This window comes from Methylobacterium sp. 1030 (assembly GCF_040544715.1).
GTDB lineage: Bacteria > Pseudomonadota > Alphaproteobacteria > Rhizobiales > Beijerinckiaceae > Methylobacterium.
This window is the reverse complement of sequence record NZ_JBEPKM010000019.1, coordinates 66,283-84,274: the sequence shown is the minus strand read 5'-3', so window position 1 is coordinate 84,274 and position 17,992 is coordinate 66,283. Positions and strand designations below refer to the sequence as shown.

Here is a 17,992-nt window from a genome sequence, read left to right as displayed (position 1 = left end):
CCGCGGGCCCCCGGCAACCCTCAGGGGCTAGCGGCGCGAAGCGTCAGCCGGCGCCGGTCGCCGTCGGCCGCGACGGCTCAGCCCAGCCGCTCGATCCAGGCCTGCGCCTGGCGCCGGACGTTGTCGGGTGCGGTGCCGCCGTAGCTGGTGCGGCTCGCCACCGAGTTCTCGACGCCCAGCACCGCGTAGACCGCCTCGGTGATCCGCGGCTCCGCCTCCTGCATCTCGGGCAGCGACAGCTCTTCGAGCCCGACGCCCTTGGCGGAGGCCGCGCCGACGAGGCGGCCGGTGACGTGGTGTGCCTGACGGAACGGCAGCCCGAGCTCGCGCACCAGCCAGTCGGCGAGGTCGGTGGCGGTGGCGTAGCCGGAGCCGGCGGCGCGGCCGAGCACTTCGGCGTTGGGCTCCAGGTCCTTCACCATGCCGGTCATGGCGGCGAGGCACAGGGACAGGGCCTGGAGGGCGTCGAACGTGCCCTCCTTGTCCTCCTGCATGTCCTTCGAGTAGGCGAGCGGCAGGCCCTTCATGACGATGAGCAGGCCGGTCAGCGCGCCGATGATCCGGCCGCTCTTCGCGCGCACCAGCTCGGCGGCGTCGGGGTTGCGCTTCTGCGGCATGATCGACGAGCCGGTGGTGAACCCGTCCGACAGCCGCACGAAGTTGAACTGGGCCGAGGTCCAGACCACCAGCTCCTCGGCGAAGCGCGACAGGTGCACGGCGCAGATCGAGGCCGCCGCCAGGGCCTCCAGGGCGAAGTCGCGGTCGGCGACCGAGTCGAGGGAGTTGGCGGTCGGCCGGTCGAAGCCGAGGGCCGCCGCCGTGGCGTGCCGGTCGATCGGGAAGGAGGTGCCGGCGAGCGCCGCGGCGCCGAGCGGGCACTCGTTGAGCCGCGCCCGGGCGTCGCGGAACCGGCCCCGGTCGCGGGCCAGCATCTCGACGTAGGCGAGGCAGTGGTGGCCGAAGGTCACCGGCTGGGCCGACTGGAGATGGGTGAAGCCCGGCATCACGGTGCCGGCGTGCTTCAGCGCCGCCTGGCTGAGGGCGCGCTGCAGGTCGGCGGCCTGCTGGTCGAGGGAATCGAGGGTGTCGCGCACCCAGAGCTTCATGTCGGTGGCGACCTGGTCGTTGCGCGAGCGCGCCGTGTGCAGGCGGCCGGCGGCCGGGCCGACGATCTCGGTGAGCCGGCTCTCCACGGACATGTGGATGTCCTCGAGCTCGCGCTTGAACGCGAAGGTGCCGCCCTCGATCTCGTCGCGCACGGACTTGAGCCCGGCCTCGATCGCGGCCACATCCTCCGCCGGCAGGATGCCGGCTTGGCCCAGCATCGCCACATGCGCCAGCGAGCCGCGGATATCCTGGGGCGCGAGGCGCTTGTCGAATCCGATGGAGGCGTTGATCTCCTCCATGATCTCCGCCGGGCCGCTCGCGAAGCGGCCGCCCCACATCCGGTTGCTCATGTCGATCCTTCCGCGCCCTGACCGTCCCGAGGCCCGAGCCTGATGCCCGGCCGCACGCCCATCCTGGCCGGCGCGGGCGTCGCCGCGCTCGCCGTCCTCGGCCTCGCCCTATACGGGAGCGGTCTCCTGCCCGGCAACACGGGCGGCGCCCTTCAGCCCTGCGCCGCCGCCAAGCCGGCGCTCGCCCGGGTCGATGCGGCCGCGAAGGGCGAGGTCGCCGCCATGCAGGCCCCGCCGCAGGCCCGGCCCGCGCCGGACATCCGGTTCAAGGGGCCGGACGGCGCCGAGACCGGCCTCGCCGACCTCAGGGGCCGGCTGCTCCTCGTGAATCTCTGGGCGACGTGGTGCGCGCCCTGCAAGGCCGAGATGCCGGCCCTCGACCGGCTCCAGGCGCAGCTCGGCGGCCCCGATTTCCAGGTCGTCGCGATCAACGTCGACACGCGCAACCTCGAGAAGCCGTCGGAATGGCTGAAGCAGGCGGGCATCCACGACCTCGCCTTCTACGCCGATCCCGGCGGCCGCGTGCTGCCGATCCTCCAGCGCGACACGCAGTCGCCCGGCCTGCCGACCACGATGCTGGTCGACGCGCAGGGCTGCACGATCGGGGTGATGAAGGGGCCGGCCGCGTGGTCGAGCCCGGACGGGCTGGCGCTGATCCGCGCGGCCCTGGGGCGGACGTCGTAACGGTCGCGGCCGCGCGGTTGCGCGCGTCTCCGATGCGCGGCAAGGCGTGTCGCGATGACCTCGCCCGCACCTGACCGCGCCCCTCCGAGGCGGAGGCCCCGCCCCCTCTCGATCATCCGCACGCTGCTCGCCGGCGAGGCGGCGGGCGGGCTGATCCTGATGGCGGCGGCGGCCCTGGCGCTGGTCGTCGCCAACGGGCCGCTCGCGGACACCTACGCGCACGCCCTCCACGCCGAACTCGGCCCGATGAGCGTGCAGCACTGGATCAACGACGGCCTGATGGCCGGGTTCTTCCTGCTGGTCGGCCTGGAGATCAAGCGCGAGGCCCTCGACGGGCGGCTGCGGACCTGGCCCGACCGGGTCCTGCCGGGCATCGCCGCGCTCGGCGGCATGGCGGTCCCGGCCGCATTCTACGCGCTCACCAATCTCGGGGCCGGCACCCTGCGGGGCTGGGCGATCCCGGCCGCCACCGACATCGCCTTCGCGCTGGGCGTCCTCGCGCTCCTCGGGTCGCGGGTGCCGGTCTCCCTCAAGATCTTCCTCAGCGCGGTCGCCATCGTCGACGACCTCGGCGCCGTGGTGGTGATCGCGCTGTTCTACAGCTCCGGCCTCGACCTCACCATGCTGGCGCTCGCCGCCGCGGTGCTGGCCGCCCTCTACGGCCTCAACCGGGCGGGGATCGGGTGGCTCCCGGCCTACGGGCTCCTCGGCCTCGTGCTGTGGGTCCTCGTGCTGCGCTCCGGGATCCACGCGACGATCGCGGGGGTGCTGCTCGCGCTCACGATCCCGATCCGGGTCAGCCCGGGCCGGCCGGAGGACGCGCACTCGCCCCTGCACCGGCTGGAGCACGCCCTCGCCCCCTGGATCACCTACGGGGTGGTCCCGGTCTTCGGCTTCGCCAATGCCGGCGTGGACCTCTCCGGCCTCACCCCCGAGGCCCTGCTCCAGCCGGTGACGCTCGGCATCGCGGCGGGCCTGTTCCTCGGCAAGCAGGCCGGCGTGTTCGCGAGCCTGCGGCTGGCCGTGGCGCTGGGATGGGCCAAGCGCCCGGCCGGGGCCGGCTGGGGGCAGGTCTACGGGGTCGCGGTCCTGTGCGGCATCGGCTTCACCATGAGCCTGTTCATCGGCGGCCTCGCCTTCCCGGACCCGCAGCACGAGACCGCCGTGAAGCTCGGCGTGCTCGCGGGCTCGGCCCTGTCGGGACTCGCCGGCGCGGCGATCCTCCTCGTCGCGAAGCGCCGCGTCGCCCCGCACTAGCGGGCGGCGCGCTTCGTCATTGCGAGCGCAGCGAAGCAACCCAGTGCAGCGGAACATCGGGAAGCGTGGCGCCGTCTAGATTGCTTCGCTCCGCTCGCAATGACGGCGGCGCAAGGACGGCACCTCGCACGTGCCGGGCTCCGTCCGGCGCGAAAATGCGCTACCCCCCGTGGGCATGCGCTTCTATCTCGGCCTCGCCACCACCTTCCACGACCCGGCCCTCGCCCTGGTCGGGCCCGACGGCACCCTGCTCTTCGCCGAGGCGGCGGAGCGCGCCCTGCAGTACAAGCGCGCGCCGAACTGCGAGCCGGACGCCCCGTCGCAGATGGCCGCACTGCTGAAGGCGCACGTCCCGCCGGGCTCGGAACTCGTCGTCGCCTCGACCTGGGGCCCGCAATTCACCGACTTCCTGCGCGGCCAGGCCGGTGCCGGGGCCTTCGACCTGATGGCGCTCGCCGCCCACACCACGGCGCTCAACCGCTCCTTCGTGCCCGAGCAGGCCGAGCGGGTGTTCATCGCCGACCTCCACGGCGCCCAGGAGCGGGCCGGCCACGGCACCCTGCTGGCCCTGAACCAGGAGGCGCGGATCAGCGGCGCGGCGCCCCGGGCGACGATCGCCGGGCAGCGGCGCTACCCGCACCACCTGTGCCACGCCGCCTACGGCCTCTGGGGCAGCCCCTTCGAGACGGCCACTGCCCTGGTGGTCGACGGCATGGGCGAGACCGGTGCGGCGGCGATCTACCGCCTGGAGGGCGGCCGGATCACGGAGTTGCGCCGCCACCGCGGGCGCGGCTCGCTGGGCTTCCTGTACGGGCTGATCACCGACCTCGCCGGCTTCGATCAGGTGAAGGGCGAGGAGTGGAAGATCATGGGGCTCGCCCCCTACGGCCGGCCCGACCCGGACCTCGCCGCGCTGCTCGGCCGGCTCTGCACGGTCGAGGGCCACCGCCTGCGCTACGCCGACGCGGAGACGATCCGGGCGGTCGCCGCGGAGATCCGCGCCCGCCGCCCCGCCGATGCCCTGAAGAACGGCTGGCCCGACCTCGCCCGCTGCGGCCAGGACCTGTTCGCGACTTTGATGGACGCGCTGGTGGCCGAGGCCCACGCGCTGGCGCCGTCAGAGAACCTCGTGATCGCGGGCGGCTGCGGGCTGAACTCCTCCTACAACGGCCGGGTGCTCGGCCGGTCCGGCTTCACCCGGCTGCACGTGCCCTCGGCCCCGGCCGACGACGGCAACGCGGTCGGCGCCGCGTGGCTCGCCTACGCGGAGGACAATCCGGGCTGGGCCGGTCCGCCGCCCGCCGCCCGGCCGCTCACGCCCTATCTCGGCTCGCGGGTCTCCACGGCGCCGATGGAGCGGCTCGCCGAGCAGGAGCCCCGGGCCCGGCGCGTCGGCCACGCGGAGGCGACCCGCGCGGCGGCGCGGATCCTGGCCGAGGGCGGCCTCGTCGGCTGGGTGCAGGGCCGGGCGGAGTTCGGGCCCCGGGCGCTCGGCAACCGGTCGATCCTGGCCGATCCGCGGCCGGAAGGCGCCAAGGACGCGCTCAACGCCAAGGTGAAGTACCGGGAGGCGTTCCGGCCGTTCGCGCCGTCGATCCTGGCGGAGGCCGGGCCGGACTGGTTCGAGGATTACGCCGACAGCCCCTACATGGATCGTACCCTGGTCTGGCGCGAGGCGGTCCGCGCCCGGGTGCCGGCGGTGGTGCACGAAGACGGCACCGGCCGGCTCCAGAGCGTCACGGCGGCGCGCAACCCGGCCTACGCGGCCCTGATCGGCGCCTTCGCGGCGATCACCGGCGTGCCGATCCTGCTCAACACGAGCTTCAACGTGATGGGCAAGCCGATCCTCCACGGCGCGGAGGACGCGATCCTGATGTTCTATACCACCGGCCTCGACGCCCTCGTGGTCGAGGACTGGCTGGTCGTGAAATGAGACGCGCCGCGCCCCCGGGGGACGCGGCGCCGGTCCGATAACCGCGGACGCGATTTACTCGCAGACCTCGACGCGGCGGTAGGTGAACTCGCCGTCGCCGAGCCACTCCTTGCGGCGCTCGTAGTGGCAGATCGGGCCGCGGCGCTCGCGCACCACGATGGTCTCGGGCTCCTCGACCACGACCCGGCGCGGGCGGTACTCCGGCGGCGGCGGGGGCGGCTGGTTCGCGCCGTTGACGAGGGCGCTGCCGACCATGCCGCCGACGACGCCGGCCGCGAGGCCGCCGACGATGGCGCCGGTCTGGTCGCGGGCGGTGGCCGGGGCGACCGCCCCGAGCACCAGGGTGACCGCGAGGGCTGCGGCCCCAGCGCGGATCGTCGTGAAGGAACCGTTCAAGGACACGCGAAACATCTCCCGTTCGTGTTGAGGATGATCCAACACCGGGAGGATTAAGAATCCGCGAAGTGGGCCAATTCGATCGTGTACCAGATAAGCCGCGGCGGAGGCCCGTGGCGGCGCGATATCCGCTTCGTCCTTGCGAGCGCAGCGAAGCAACCCAGGGCAGCGCGCTTTGCCCGGATGCAGCCGTGTCCCTGGATTGCTTCGCTGCGCTCGCAAGGACGGAATGGGCATTTCCCGCGCCGGACGCGGCTGCCGCAGATCCCCCTTCAGAGCAGCCCGTCGAGAGATCCCACCACCGTCGTGGGCGCCAGATCCGCGTACTCGTCGGGCAGGCCCCTGCGGTTGACCCAGGCGGTCCGGAACCCGAAGGCCCCCGCCCCCGCCACGTCCCAGCGGTTCGACGAGCAGAACAGCACGTCGCCCTGCCCCACCGCCAGCCGGGTCAGGGCGATCCGGTAGGCGTCGGGATGGGTCTTGAACACCTGCGCGTCGTCCACCGAGAGGACCGCGTCGAGGTGGTCGGCCAGCCCCGCCGAGGCGACCGCCCGGTCGACCATGGCGGCGTTGCCGTTGGTGAGGACGGCGGTGCGGATTCCGCGCTTGCGCAGGGCCGCCAGCACGCCCGGGACCTCCGGGTAGGCCTCGAGGTCCCGGTAGGCGTCGAGGAGCCGCTCGCGCAGGCCGGGATCGACGTTCGGGTGGACCGCCAGGGCGTAGTCGAGGGCCCGCACGGTGAGGTCCCAGAAGGCGGCGTACTGGCCCATCAGCGACAGGGTCCAGCTGTACTCGAGCTGCTTGTTGCGCCAGACCTCGGAGAGGTGGGCGGCGTCCGGCCCCACCGCCTCGGCGTAGCGCTGGACCGCGGCGTTCACGTCGAACAGCGTGCCGTAGGCGTCGAACACCGCGGCCTTCACGCCCGCGAGGGGATTCGGTGCGTCGGTCATGGCGGTCCTCACTGGGTGCTCTCGCCCGATCTGGGGCCGGACCCGCGCGGCGGCGAGCCCGGCCGGGTCACTCAGGCCCGGCGCAGGCGCAGGCCGAACAGGTGCAGCAGGCCCGCCAGCAGGCCGCCGTAGACCAGGGCCCCGACGAGCCCCAGCACCGCCAGGACGACGAGGTCACGCCCGTGCGGCAGGGCCGGCACCAGCGCCTGGACGAGCCCCTGGCCGTAGACGGCGACCGCCGCCAGCCCGAGGCAGGCCAGCGCCACCCCCGCGACGGTGAGGCCGAGCGTGCGCCCCGGCGCCGTCCAGTCCCGGCGCTTGGCCAGGACGAGCAGCAGCAGCAGGTTCACCCACTGGGCGACCGCGGTGGCGAGCGCGAGGCCGGTGACGCCGTAGGGGCCGGTGAGCCACAGCTTCAGGGCGACGTTGACGCCGATCGCGGTCAGGGAGGCCCAGAGCGGCGTCCTGGTGTCCTGGCGGGCGTAGAAGCTCGCCACGGCGCTGCGCACCAGCACGACGGCCGGCAGGGCGAGGCCGTAGGCCGCCAGCACCGAGGCCGCCCGCGCCGCGTCCTCGGCGCTGAAGGCGCCGCGCTGGAACAGCGCCGCCATGATCAGGCCCGGGATGGTCAGGAACGCCACGGTGAACGGCGCCGAGAGGGCCAGGGAGAAGCCCGCGGCCCGGTTCTGTGCCGCGTGGGCGCCGGCGACGTCGCCGGCCGCGATCCGGCGGCTCATCTCGGGCAGCAGCACGGTGCCGGCCGCGATGGCGATGACGCCGAAGGGCAGCTGGTAGAGCCGGTCGGCGTAGTAGAGCGCCGAGACCGCCCCGGTGGGCAGCCAGCTCGCGATGATCGTGTCGGCGAAGGCCGCGATCTGGAAGCCGGCCGAGCCGATCACCGCGGGCCCGAGCACGACGAAGAAGCGCTTGAGCGCGGGATCGAGGCGCGGCACCGCGAGGTCCGGCATCACGCGGACGCGGCGGCAGCCCCACCACAGCAGCCCGAACTGGAGCACGCCCGAGACCGCGACGCCCCAGGCGGCGGCGTAGGCCGCGTTCGGGAACAGGAAGCTCAACCCCAGGGCCGCCAGCATGGCGAGGTTGAGCAGGACCGGGGCGCCCGCCGCCACGGCGAAGTGCCGGTGGGCGTTCAGGATGCCCGACAGCAGCGTCACCAGCGTCATGAACAGCAGGTACGGGAAGGTGATGCGGGTCAGCGCCACGGCGAGCTGGAAGCGCTCGCCGTCCTCCGCGAAGCCCGGCGCCAGGGCGTGGACCACCCAGGGCATGGCCGGCAGGGCGAGATTGAGCAGCACGAGCTGCACGATCAGCATCAGGGTGAAGACGCGGTCGGCGAAGCGGTGCGCCGCCCCGGGCTCGCCGGCCTCCGCGAGCCCGGCATAGGCCGGCACGAAGGCGGTGTTGAACGCGCCCTCGCCGAAGATCGCGCGGAAATGGTTCGGGAGCCGGAAGGCGACCACGAAGGCGTCCGCCAGCGGCCCGGCGCCCATCACGGCGGCCATGACCACGTCGCGGGCGAAGCCGGTGACGCGGGAGACCAGGGTCCAGCCGCCGACCGACAGGATCGAGCGGATCATGGGTTGGGGCGCTCGCCCACCACCTCCCCCCGCAACGGGGGCGGGCGGGAGCACGGTCGAAGCGTCGCGCGTGTCGATCGAGAGGAAATGGCCGGCCCCATCTGCACCGGGTCAGCCGGCGTCGCGCGCATCAAGAGCCGGTTTCGTGCGCCACCTCAAGGGTGCCGCGGACACAGGATCCGCGGCACCGGCGATACGCCTCAGCGGGTCGCCTCGGCGTACATCTTCTCCACGTGCTCCCAGTTCACGAGGTTCTCGATGAACGCCTTCAGGTAGTCGGGACGGCGGTTGCGGTAGTCGATGTAGTAGGAGTGCTCCCACACGTCGACGCCGAGGATCGGCTTGGCGCCGTGGACCAGCGGGTTCTCGCCGTTCGGGGTCTTCATGATCGCGAGCTTGCCGTCCTTGACGGCGAGCCACGCCCAGCCCGAGCCGAACTGGCCGACGCCCGCCTGGATGAAGTCCGCCTTGAACTTCTCGGCGCCGCCGAGATCCTCGTCGATCTTCTTGGCCAGCGCGCCCGGGATCGCGCCGCCGCCGTTCGGCTTCATCCACTGCCAGAAGTGGATGTGGTTGTAGTGCTGGCCGGCGTTGTTGAAGAGCGGCTGATTCGTGTTGTAGGCGGCCTTGACGATCTCCTCGACGCTCTTGCCCTGGAGATCCGTGCCCTCAAGCAGCTTGTTGCCCGTGTCGACGTAGGCCTTGTGGTGCTTGTCGTGGTGGAACTCGAGGGTCTCCTTCGACATGTACGGCCCCAGCGCGTCGTAGGCGTAGGGCAGTTCCGGCAGGGTGAAGGTCATCGCGTCTATCTCCGCTTAGCAGGGGGCGGCCTCGTCCCCGGCGGGGGCTCCCGAGTCGAGAGCCCGCTAGGTAAGTCGGTGGCCGCGGGACGGCAACGCCGTTCCGCCACGGCGGCGCGGGAAGTTCCGCAGATCGCCGGCACGCGGCGGCTCGGCCGACCCGGAGATAGCCGGCGCAGATCCGGACTATTCCGGTTTCCCCGGCATCTCGGTCCCGAGTTTTGCAATATGACGGCTAGGCCTTACTGTGCGGCACGCCTTGAGCGCCGGCCGTCAGCCGGCCCGTGTCAGAGAGTACCATGATCGCTGCGCTGTTCGCGCTCGCCGCCGCCATGATCATCGGGGGCTGCGCCGCCGTGATCCAGGGCTTCCCGTACGTGCGTCTGGAGAGCGGGCTCGCGATGGTGATCGCGGGATCGGTCGCGGCCTCGTCGGGCGCGGTGCTGCTCGGCCTCGGCGTCGTGGCGCTCGGGTTCCGGCGGGTGGAGCGCGCGCTCGGGCGCGCCCCGGCGGCCGGCGCGCGGCCGGCCCCCGCCGCGGCGCCGGCACTGGGATCGGCACCGGCCCCCGTCGACGAGGGCCGGACCCGGCTGCCGCCGGTCCTGCCGGCGGCGCCCGCCTTCATCGTGCCGTCGGTGGTCGAGCCGTCCTTCGATCCCGAGCGGCCCCGGATCGAGCCGAGCCTGGAGCTCCGGGCCGACGAGGCCCGCGCCCCCTTCTCGGAACCCGGCGCGGTCGAAGCGCCGAAGCCGGTTCCGGCCGAGCCGGCGCACGCGGTCCCGCCCGTCCGCGTCCCGGAGGCGGACCGCCGCCCCGAGCCGGACGCGCCGACCGAGCGCGCGATCGCGCCCGAGGACGACCTGTTCGCCGCCCCCGAGCCGCCGCTGCGGGAAGAGCCCGAGAAGGCAGCCGCGGACGAGGCGCCGGCCCTGCGCCCGAGCCTCGACACGCCCCCCGAGCCCGAGCCGGCCCCGCCGGCCGCCCCACGCACCGTCGTGGGGCGCTACGCCTCCGGCGGCAACACCTACGTGATGTTCGAGGACGGCTCGATCGAGGCGGAGACGCCGCAGGGCCGCTTCACCTTCGCGTCCCTCGACGAGCTGAAAGCCTTCGTTGACGGCGGCGGCGAGTCCGGAACCCGCGGCGCGGCGTGAACCCGCCCCGGGGACGGCCGCGGCGTCACACCAGCGGGTTGAGGCTGTCGTTGCGCGGCGGGATCGGGGCCCGCATGGTCAGGGAGAAGCCCCCGGGGGCGTAGTCGGTGGTCACCTCGGCCTGGACCTGGGTGATCAGGACCCGCTGCAGCAGGCGCGAGCCGAAGCCCTGGCGGCTCGGCGGCGCGACCGGCGGCCCGCCGGTCTCGCGCCAGGAGAACCGCAGGATCCCGGCCGGGCCGCCGGGCTCCAGGGACCATTCCACCGCCACCCGGCCGGTGCGGTTCGACAGGGCCCCGTACTTCGCCGCGTTGGTGGTGAGCTCGTGGATCGCCATGCCGATCGGCACCGCGATCTCGGAGGGCAGGTCGATCGCCGGCCCGTCGAGGCTGATGCGCCCCTCGGCGGCGCCGTCCGGCGCCACCTCCGCGTAGGGCTTCAGCTCGTTGCGCAGGAGATTGGCGATCGACGCCGTCTGCCACGTGTCCTCGGTGAGCACCGAGTGCGTGTGCGCCAGGGATTTGATCCGCCCGACGAAGGCCTCGTAGAAGCTCTCGATGCTGGACGCCGTCCGCGCGGTGGAGCCCACGATGGCCTGGACGGTCGCCAGCGTGTTCTTGACCCGGTGGTGCAGCTCGCGGATCAGCAGGCTCTGGCGCTCCTCCGCGACCCGGCGGTCGGTCACGTCCGCGACGACGCCGATCAGGCGGCGCGGCAGGCGGCCGGGGGCGTCGCGCTCGAACCGGCCGGCCATGTCGATCGTGCGCCACACGCCGTCGGACTTGCGCCGGATCCGGCCGCTGATGTGCAGGTCCCCGTCCTCCCGCAGCGCCTGGGAGATCGCCCGCCGGACCGCGGGGCGGTCGTCCGGGTGGAGGATGTCGTTGAGAAACTCGGTCTTGCCGATCGTCCCGTCCTCGGGCGCGTGCCCGAAGATCTCGTACATGTGCTCGTTCTCCCAGATCGCCTGGTCCTCGAGCATGTGCCACTCGAAGATGCCGAGCCGGGCGACCGTGGTGGCGACCCGCAGGCGCTGGTCGCGGGACAGGATCTCGTCCCGGGCCTCGACCCGCGTGGTGATGTCCTGGAGGACGCCGACCATGCCGATCGGCGCGCCGTCGGGGCCCGGCACGGCCTGCCCCCGCACCCGCAGGATCACGGTCCGCCCGGCCACCGTCGTGGCCGTGTCGAACTGGTAGGGCTCGTCGGTCCCGTCGGCCTCGGCGATCAGTGCGCTCAGGCGCGCGAGCTCCGCCGGCGACAGGCCGGTCTTCAGCTCCTCCCACGAGACGGAACGGCCCGGCGGGCGCCCGAGGATGCGGGCGGCGCGGCGCGACAGGGTGAGGAGGCCGGTCGCGCGGTCCCAGCGCCATTCCCCGAGCCCGGCGGCCGCGAGGGCCTCGCGGTTCGCCTCGGAATGGGCCGCCGCGTCCACGTCGACCGTCTCGACCGCCAGGGTCCGGCCCGCGCGCCGGACCCGCACGTCGAGGGGCGTGCCATCCGCCCGGCGCCAGACCTGGAGACCGTCCCGGAGCCCCTCCGGCCCCTCGCCCAGGAGTTCGGCGGCCGCGCGCCCGGGCAGGGTGCCGGGCGGCCAGCCGGCGAGATCGTGCAGGGCCCGGTTGGCGGCGACGATCCCCGCCTCGTCCGCCGACAGCACGGCGAGGCCGATCGCGGCCTCGTCGAAGCCGGCGCGCAACGGGTCCTCCGCCGCCGGGTCCTGACCCACCCTCTCATTCACTCGGAAGAATCCTCGAACGCGCCGTGGCGCGCTCCCGCCGGAGATGAGCCCCCTCCCGCCACGATCACGGACCGCGGCGGGCCCTGAGGATGGCGCCCGAGCGTGACTGTGGCAAGGCGTTCCGCTCCGCCTGCGGCGACCGGGCACCCGCGCGACCCGACCGCGGGGGCTCTCAGCGGGGGCGGCGGGCGAATTCCAGATAGGTGGGCCGGCGGCCCGCTGCCAGCGCCTTGGCCTCGTAGCGCGTGCCGGGCCAGCCCGGGAACGGCCGCGTCCAGTCCCGGGCGTCCCGCGCCGTCCAGGCGAGGACCGGGCACCGCGCGGCCCGGACGAGCGTCCAGCCGGCATAGTCGTCGATGTCGCTGGCGAAGCGGAACAGGCCGCCGTCCTTCAGGACCCGGCCGATCTCGGCGAGCGACGCGTCGGAGACGAACCGGCGCTTGCGCTGCCGCCGCTTGGGCCAGGGATCGGGATAGAGCAGGTAGACCCGGTCGAGGCAGGCATCCGGCAGGCGCGCCAGCAGGGCGGTCACGTCCTCGTCGCGGATGCGGACGTTGCGCAGCGCACGCGCCTCGATCGCCGCCAGCAGCTTGACCACGCCGTTGACGAAGGGCTCGGCGCCGATGATGCCGACGGCCGGATGCGCGGCCGCCTGGGCGGCGAGGTGCTCGCCGCCGCCGAAGCCGATCTCCAGCCACAGCGCCTCCGGCGGCGCCGGCATGGCGGGGAACAGCGCGCGCGGATCGAGGATCGCGTCGCCCGGCGGCAGGTCGACCCGCAGGCTCGGCAGCAGCTCGGCGAGCCGGCGCTCCTGCTGCCCGCGCAGGCGCTTGCCCTTGCGGCGCCCGAAGAAGGCGCGCTCCGGCTCCTCGACCGGGTGGTCGGAGCGTCCAGGGGCGTCGGTGTCCACCGGCTCAGTCTACCTCGGAGATGGGACGCGTCCCGGGTCACGACCGGAGACGGGGCGCGTCGGTGGGATGCCGTCCGGGACAGCACGCCCGGCACGCCGCGACGCGGCACGATCGGGTGGCGCGGCACCCGCGCGGACGCCGCGGCGCCGAACGCACCGCGCCGCCAGCGCCCGATCGGGAACACGGGCCGCGGGGCCGCGGAGCATCCGGGACCGGGCGGCGCTCAAAGCACCGCCCGCACCGCCTTCACGTCACCCCGGCGCGCCGCCGATCTCCGGCCCGCGCGTCGGCCCGGGGCCGAGCGGAAGCCGCCCTCAGGCCAGCGCCGACTTCAGCTTGCCGGCGAGGTCGGTGCGCTCCCACGAGAAGCCGCCGTCGGCCTCGGGGGCACGGCCGAAATGGCCGTAGGCCGAGGTGCGCGCGTAGATCGGCTTGTTCAGGCTGAGCGCCGTGCGGATGCCGCGGGGCGACAGGTCCATGGCGTCCATCAGCACGGCCTCGAGCTTGGCCTCGTCGACCGTGCCGGTGCCGTGCAGGTCCACGTAGATCGAGAGCGGCTTCGACACGCCGATCGCGTAGGCGAGCTGGATCGTGGCGCGGCTGGCGAGGCCCGCGGCCACCACGTTCTTGGCGAGGTAGCGCGCCGCGTAGGCCGCCGAGCGGTCGACCTTCGTCGGGTCCTTGCCGGAGAACGCGCCGCCGCCGTGCGGGGCCGCGCCGCCGTAGGTGTCGACGATGATCTTGCGGCCGGTGAGGCCGGCGTCGCCGTCCGGGCCGCCGATCACGAACTTGCCGGTCGGGTTCACGTGCCAGACCGTGCCCTCGTTGACCCAGCCCTGCGGCAGCGCCTTCAGGATGTAGGGCTCGACGATGGCGCGGACGTCCGCGGAATCGAGGGACTCGTCGAGGTGCTGGGTCGACAGCACGATCTGGGTCACCTCGACCGGGCGGCCGTTCTCGTAGCGGACCGTGACCTGGCTCTTGGCGTCGGGGCCGAGCTTGGCGGCGTCGCCCTGCTTCGCCTTGCGGGCGTCGGCGAGGTCCTTGAGGATCTTGTGGGCGTAGAAGATCGGCGCCGGCATCAGCTCGGGCGTCTCGTCGGCGGCGTAGCCGAACATGATGCCCTGGTCGCCCGCGCCCTCGTCCTTGTTGCCGGCCGCGTCCACGCCCTGGGCGATGTCGGCCGACTGGGCGTGCAGGTGGATCGCGACGTCGTTGTTCTTCCAGTGGAAGCCCGACTGCTCGTAGCCGATATCCTTCACGGCCTCGCGGGTCAGGGCCTCGAGGTCCTTGAAGGTCACCGAATCGGGTCCGCGCACCTCGCCGGCGATGACGATGCGGTTGGTCGTGGCGAGTGTCTCGACGCCGAGCCGCGCCTCCGGCATCGCCGCGAGGTAGGCGTCGACCACGGTGTCCGAGATCCTGTCGCAGACCTTGTCGGGGTGTCCCTCGGACACGGACTCGCTGGTGAACAGGTAGTTGGAACGCGGCATCGGACGGCCTCGGCTGCAGAGGTACGCCGTCGCGATCGCGGCGTTTGACCCTTCATGGGGCCGGGGTTCTCGCACCCGGCCGGGGGCCGGTCAAGATGGAGGAACGAACGGATCCGCTATACCGGACGAAGCGACCGGAAAAACGATCGCGCGACGCCCCGGGGCCCGCCCCTGCCCTCAGCCGCCGAGCTTGCTCTCGAGGGCCCGGATGGCGTCGGCCACGTCGCGGCGCGCCTCCTCGGAGAAGTTCTCGGTGATGTGGCGGCCCACGACTTCCGCCAGCCCCTTCAACCCGGCTTCCGACAGGGTCGACTGCTCGCGCTCGCTGAAGCCCGGCGCGATGAAGTCATCGTTCCGGGGCATCCCTTTGAAGAAGTAATCCATCGGCACGCCGGTCATGCGCGAGAAGATGTCGAGATGGACGGCGCTGATCCGGTTGGTTCCCTTCTCGTACTTCTGGAGCTGAGCTGCAGACATACCGAAGCTCTGCGCGACGCGGCGCTGTGTGAGCGATGCCTTGCGGCGCTGCTCGGCGATGCGTTGCCCGACATAGACGTCGCGCTGATCGGTCTTCTGGCCCGCCATGAAGTGCTCGTCCACCCCCTGCCATGAATCCTGGCGGCAAAGCTTAGCGCGCCCCTCGGTACTTGTCACCGGCAGGCGTTCGACGTGGTGGACGATTTGCTCACGGCTCTGCGGCCGGGAGATCTGCAAGAATAGACAACTTGGTGTCCCCGGCAGGGCTCGAACCTGCGACCCCAGGTTTCATACCACTTCGGCTTTCGCCGCCGCGCCCCGAAGGTCCGCGTTCGTGGCCTGGACTATCCCTTCACCGTGGGCTGGACTGCATCCAACCGGTAGGTGCCGCCCGTCTAGTCTCTACACCTTCCCACAGAACGCCGGGGCGCCGCGCGGGCTTGGCTCGGGATCGGCAGAGCATCGGACGGCGGCGCGTCGATGCCGGAAGCTTTCCCCGACTTTGAGCGGATCCGTCGCGCGGTTTCCCGGCGCGACGCCCAATTGAACCTTCTAGGAAACCTGTGCTCTGTCCAGCTGAGCTACGGAGACGACCGGCGCTCCATAGCATTCTCGCCGGCCGAGGCCAACCGCGACCGGTGGGGCGCGGTGCCGGAGCCCGCGATCGCGGGGGGAACCGATGCGCGGGCGCGCGGCGGTCGTGCGGGGACGCCCGCTGGCGGCCTCGATGGCGACCTTGATGGCGGCGGCGCTCGCCGCTGCGGTGCCCTGTCCGGCACGCGCCGCGTCGCGCGCCGGGCCGTCGGCGTGCGCGACCGGGCCGGCGCGCGACGAGGTAGTGGCGGAAATCGGGCCCCGCGGGGAGATCCGTATGGTCTCGGGCCTCCGGGCGGTGCTGGACTCGCTGCGCTGGCCGGACACGCCGGAGGCCGCGTCCGCCGCGCGGACCTGGCTCGAGACCCGGCGGGGCGCCCGGGTCACGGTGGTTCCCCGCGGGCAGCCCGACCGGTGGGAGCGCGCGCGGGCCGACCTCCTGGTCGCGGAGGGCGACATCGCGGAGGGCGCGGATCTGGCGGGCGCGGATCTGGCGGGCGCGGATCTGGCGGGCGCGGATCTGGCGGGCGCGGATCTGGCGGGCGGCCTCATCGGGGCCGGCCTCGCGTACGCGGACGCGAACGAGGCCGATTCGCTGTGCCGGCCCGGCCTGCGCCTCGTGGAGGCGGCCGCCCGCGCGCGCGGGCTCGGCCTCTGGGGCGCGGCGCGCCCTGCGGCGGAGGACGGCCCGGCGCTCCGGGAGAAGGTCGGACATTTCGTCGTCGCGGAGGGCCGAATCCGCCATGTCGGCGAGCGCGGCGCGCGCACCTATCTCGATTTCGCGGCCCGCGGCACGGACGGCCTCACGGTGACAGTATCGAAACGCACTTGGCGAATGATGCGCGCCCGTGGTTTGAGTGCGGCCTCGCTCGAGGGCCGGCGCGTGCGGGTGCGCGGCCTCCTGGAGGTCCGGCGCGGCCCGACCCTGGAGGTCGCCCTCGACGGGCTCGAGACGCTCGAGGAGACGGACCGGCCGGAGGCCGATCCGGAGGGGGAACGGGGATTGCGGCGCTGATCGCGATGGGCGGGATCACGGGGCACATCGGCGCGGGGCGGACCCGCGCGGCGGGGCGGCGCACCCTCGGCGCGGCGGCGTTGGGCGGCCTCGCCCTGCTGCTCGGCGCCTGCGTGGCCGACCAGACCGAGGCGACCGTGCGGCCGGCCGTGGTGCGGGTGCCCGCGGAGGCGCCGCGCACCACCGGCCGCGAGCGCGCCGCCGATGCCGACCACCTCAAGCTCGTGGCCTCCTTCGGGGGCGAGGCCCGGGCCCCCAACGTCACGCGGATGCTGACGGAGGTGACCGACCGCCTCGTGAAGGCCAGCGACCGGCCCGACCAGGCCTACACGGTGACGCTCCTCGACTCACCGGTGGTCAACGCCTTCGCGCTGCCGAACGGGCGGCTCTACGTCACCCGCGGCCTCGTGGCCCTGGCGAGCGACACCTCCGAGGTGGCCGCCGTGCTGGCGCACGAGATGGCCCACGTGACCCTCAACCACGCCACGGCCCGCAGCGAGCTCGAGCTGCGCTCGGCGCTCGTCAGCCGCGTCGTGGCCGACGTGCTGAACGACCCCGATACCGGCGCGCAGCTGCAGAGCCAGTCGCGCTTCGCCCTCGCCCGGTTCTCCCGCGAGCAGGAGCTGGAGGCGGACGCCACCGGCGTGCGCACCCTGGCCAAGGCCGGCTACGACCCGTTCGCGGCCGGGCGCTTCCTCGCCGCGCTCAACCGCTCCACAGGACTGAAGGCCGGCAGCGCCGCCGCGCCCGACATGCTGGCGACCCATCCGGGCACGGCCGAGCGCATCACCCAGGTCACCCGCGCGGCCCGCCGCATCGGCGCGCCGGGCATCGGCACCGACGACCGCGCCGCCTACCTCGCGGCGGTGGACGGGCTCGCCTACGGCGACAACCCGCGCGACGGCGCGGTGCGCGGGCACCGCTTCATCCATCCCGGCCTCGGCATCGCCTTCGAGGTGCCGGAGGGCTTCACCCTGGAGAACACCCGCTCGGCGGTGCTCGGGACCACCCCGGACGGCGCCCGGCGCCTGCTGTTCGACCAGATCGAGGCCAAGGACGGCCAGTCCCTCGAGGCGGTGCTCAAGGCGAGCTGGAACGACGCCCTCGACCCGGCCGGCTTCGAGACCCGGGACGTCGCGGGCCACCCCGCGGCCTTCGCGCTGTCGCGGGGGAAGGAGTGGACCTTCCGCCTCGCGGCCATCCGGATCGGCGACTCGACCTACCGGATGATCATGGCCGCCAAGGGCGCCACCGATCCCGACCCGGCCTTCCGCCGCTGGACCGCGACCCTCGTCGCCGTGTCGCCCGACGAGGCGGTCCTGCGCCCCCTGCGGCTGCAGGTAGTCCAGGCGACTTCGACCAGCGCCGAGGACCTCGCCCGCCGCATGGCGGTGCCCGACCGGGCGCTCGACCGGTTCCTCGTCCTCAACGGGCTGGAGCGGGGCGCCGCGCTGGTGCCGGGACGCGGCTACAAGATCGTCGCGGAATAGCCGCCCTGCGCGGCCGCGCCTTGTGCGGGCGCGGGGCCCGGA

15 protein-coding genes are annotated in these 17,992 nt (G+C 73.5%); 6 read left to right on the top strand and 9 right to left on the bottom strand.

All coding sequences use genetic code 11. The annotated features are described in order from the left end of the window. Positions 1-77 precede the first annotated feature (77 nt). The gene (gene argH / locus ABIC30_RS24855) at positions 78-1,457 is read right to left on the bottom strand and encodes an argininosuccinate lyase (protein ID WP_091927872.1); all 1,380 of its coding nucleotides are present in this window, start codon (positions 1,455-1,457) and stop codon (positions 78-80) included. A gap of 42 nt (positions 1,458-1,499) precedes the next feature. On the opposite strand from argH, the gene tlpA reads away from it, so the two are divergent. The 3 genes from tlpA to ABIC30_RS24840 all read left to right on the top strand — a co-directional run bounded on the left by tlpA (position 1,500) and on the right by ABIC30_RS24840 (position 5,331). Next, the gene (tlpA, locus tag ABIC30_RS24850; protein WP_056524413.1) at positions 1,500-2,141 is read left to right on the top strand and encodes a thiol:disulfide interchange protein TlpA; all 642 of its coding nucleotides are present in this window, start codon (positions 1,500-1,502) and stop codon (positions 2,139-2,141) included. Positions 2,142-2,195: 54 nt separating this feature from the next. Further along, complete coding sequence (gene nhaA / locus ABIC30_RS24845) at positions 2,196-3,398, top strand: Na+/H+ antiporter NhaA (RefSeq protein ID WP_234081677.1); 1,203 nt, start codon at positions 2,196-2,198, stop codon at positions 3,396-3,398. Between the two features lie 175 nt (positions 3,399-3,573). Continuing rightward, a complete protein-coding gene (locus ABIC30_RS24840) occupies positions 3,574-5,331 on the top strand; it encodes a carbamoyltransferase family protein (protein WP_234082918.1) in 1,758 nt (585 codons plus the stop codon). 54 nt (positions 5,332-5,385) lie between these two features. Here the strand turns inward: ABIC30_RS24840 and ABIC30_RS24835 are convergent, their stop codons facing one another. From ABIC30_RS24835 to ABIC30_RS24820, 4 genes are all read right to left on the bottom strand, one after another. Beyond that, complete coding sequence (locus ABIC30_RS24835; protein ID WP_020091317.1) at positions 5,386-5,742, bottom strand: hypothetical protein; 357 nt, start codon at positions 5,740-5,742, stop codon at positions 5,386-5,388. 257 nt (positions 5,743-5,999) lie between these two features. Next, positions 6,000-6,677: a haloacid dehalogenase type II gene (locus ABIC30_RS24830; RefSeq protein ID WP_020091318.1), complete on the bottom strand. Its 678-nt coding sequence runs from the start codon at positions 6,675-6,677 to the stop codon at positions 6,000-6,002. Between the two features lie 71 nt (positions 6,678-6,748). After that, positions 6,749-8,275 carry a murein biosynthesis integral membrane protein MurJ gene (gene murJ, locus ABIC30_RS24825; protein WP_020091319.1) on the bottom strand — a complete coding sequence of 509 codons (1,527 nt, stop codon included), beginning with the start codon at positions 8,273-8,275 and terminating at the stop codon, positions 6,749-6,751. 200 nt (positions 8,276-8,475) lie between these two features. Continuing rightward, positions 8,476-9,075, bottom strand: a complete 600-nt coding sequence (locus tag ABIC30_RS24820; RefSeq protein WP_020091320.1) for a superoxide dismutase — start codon at positions 9,073-9,075, stop codon at positions 8,476-8,478. Between the two features lie 299 nt (positions 9,076-9,374). On the opposite strand from ABIC30_RS24820, the gene ABIC30_RS24815 reads away from it, so the two are divergent. Continuing rightward, a complete protein-coding gene (locus tag ABIC30_RS24815) occupies positions 9,375-10,229 on the top strand; it encodes a hypothetical protein (protein ID WP_234081674.1) in 855 nt (284 codons plus the stop codon). A gap of 25 nt (positions 10,230-10,254) precedes the next feature. Here the strand turns inward: ABIC30_RS24815 and ABIC30_RS24810 are convergent, their stop codons facing one another. The 4 genes from ABIC30_RS24810 to ABIC30_RS24795 form a co-directional block, all read right to left on the bottom strand. Then, entirely contained in the window at positions 10,255-11,970 is a 1,716-nt protein-coding gene (locus ABIC30_RS24810) for a sensor histidine kinase (protein WP_051123710.1), read from the bottom strand. A gap of 172 nt (positions 11,971-12,142) precedes the next feature. Beyond that, on the bottom strand, positions 12,143-12,880 hold the full coding sequence (gene trmB, locus ABIC30_RS24805; RefSeq protein WP_020091323.1) for a tRNA (guanine(46)-N(7))-methyltransferase TrmB: 738 nt from the start codon (positions 12,878-12,880) through the stop codon (positions 12,143-12,145). A 315-nt stretch (positions 12,881-13,195) separates the two neighbouring features. Continuing rightward, complete coding sequence (metK, locus tag ABIC30_RS24800) at positions 13,196-14,374, bottom strand: methionine adenosyltransferase (RefSeq protein ID WP_020091324.1); 1,179 nt, start codon at positions 14,372-14,374, stop codon at positions 13,196-13,198. Between the two features lie 177 nt (positions 14,375-14,551). Beyond that, positions 14,552-14,959, bottom strand: coding sequence for a helix-turn-helix domain-containing protein (locus ABIC30_RS24795; RefSeq protein WP_012321411.1), 408 nt, complete (start codon positions 14,957-14,959; stop codon positions 14,552-14,554). A 571-nt stretch (positions 14,960-15,530) separates the two neighbouring features. Here ABIC30_RS24795 and ABIC30_RS24790 point away from each other — a divergent pair. Then, a complete protein-coding gene (locus tag ABIC30_RS24790; RefSeq protein WP_020091326.1) occupies positions 15,531-16,460 on the top strand; it encodes a pentapeptide repeat-containing protein in 930 nt (309 codons plus the stop codon). Positions 16,461-16,465: 5 nt separating this feature from the next. Then, entirely contained in the window at positions 16,466-17,950 is a 1,485-nt protein-coding gene (locus ABIC30_RS24785) for a M48 family metalloprotease (protein WP_020091327.1), read from the top strand. The last annotated feature ends 42 nt before the right edge of the window (positions 17,951-17,992 follow it).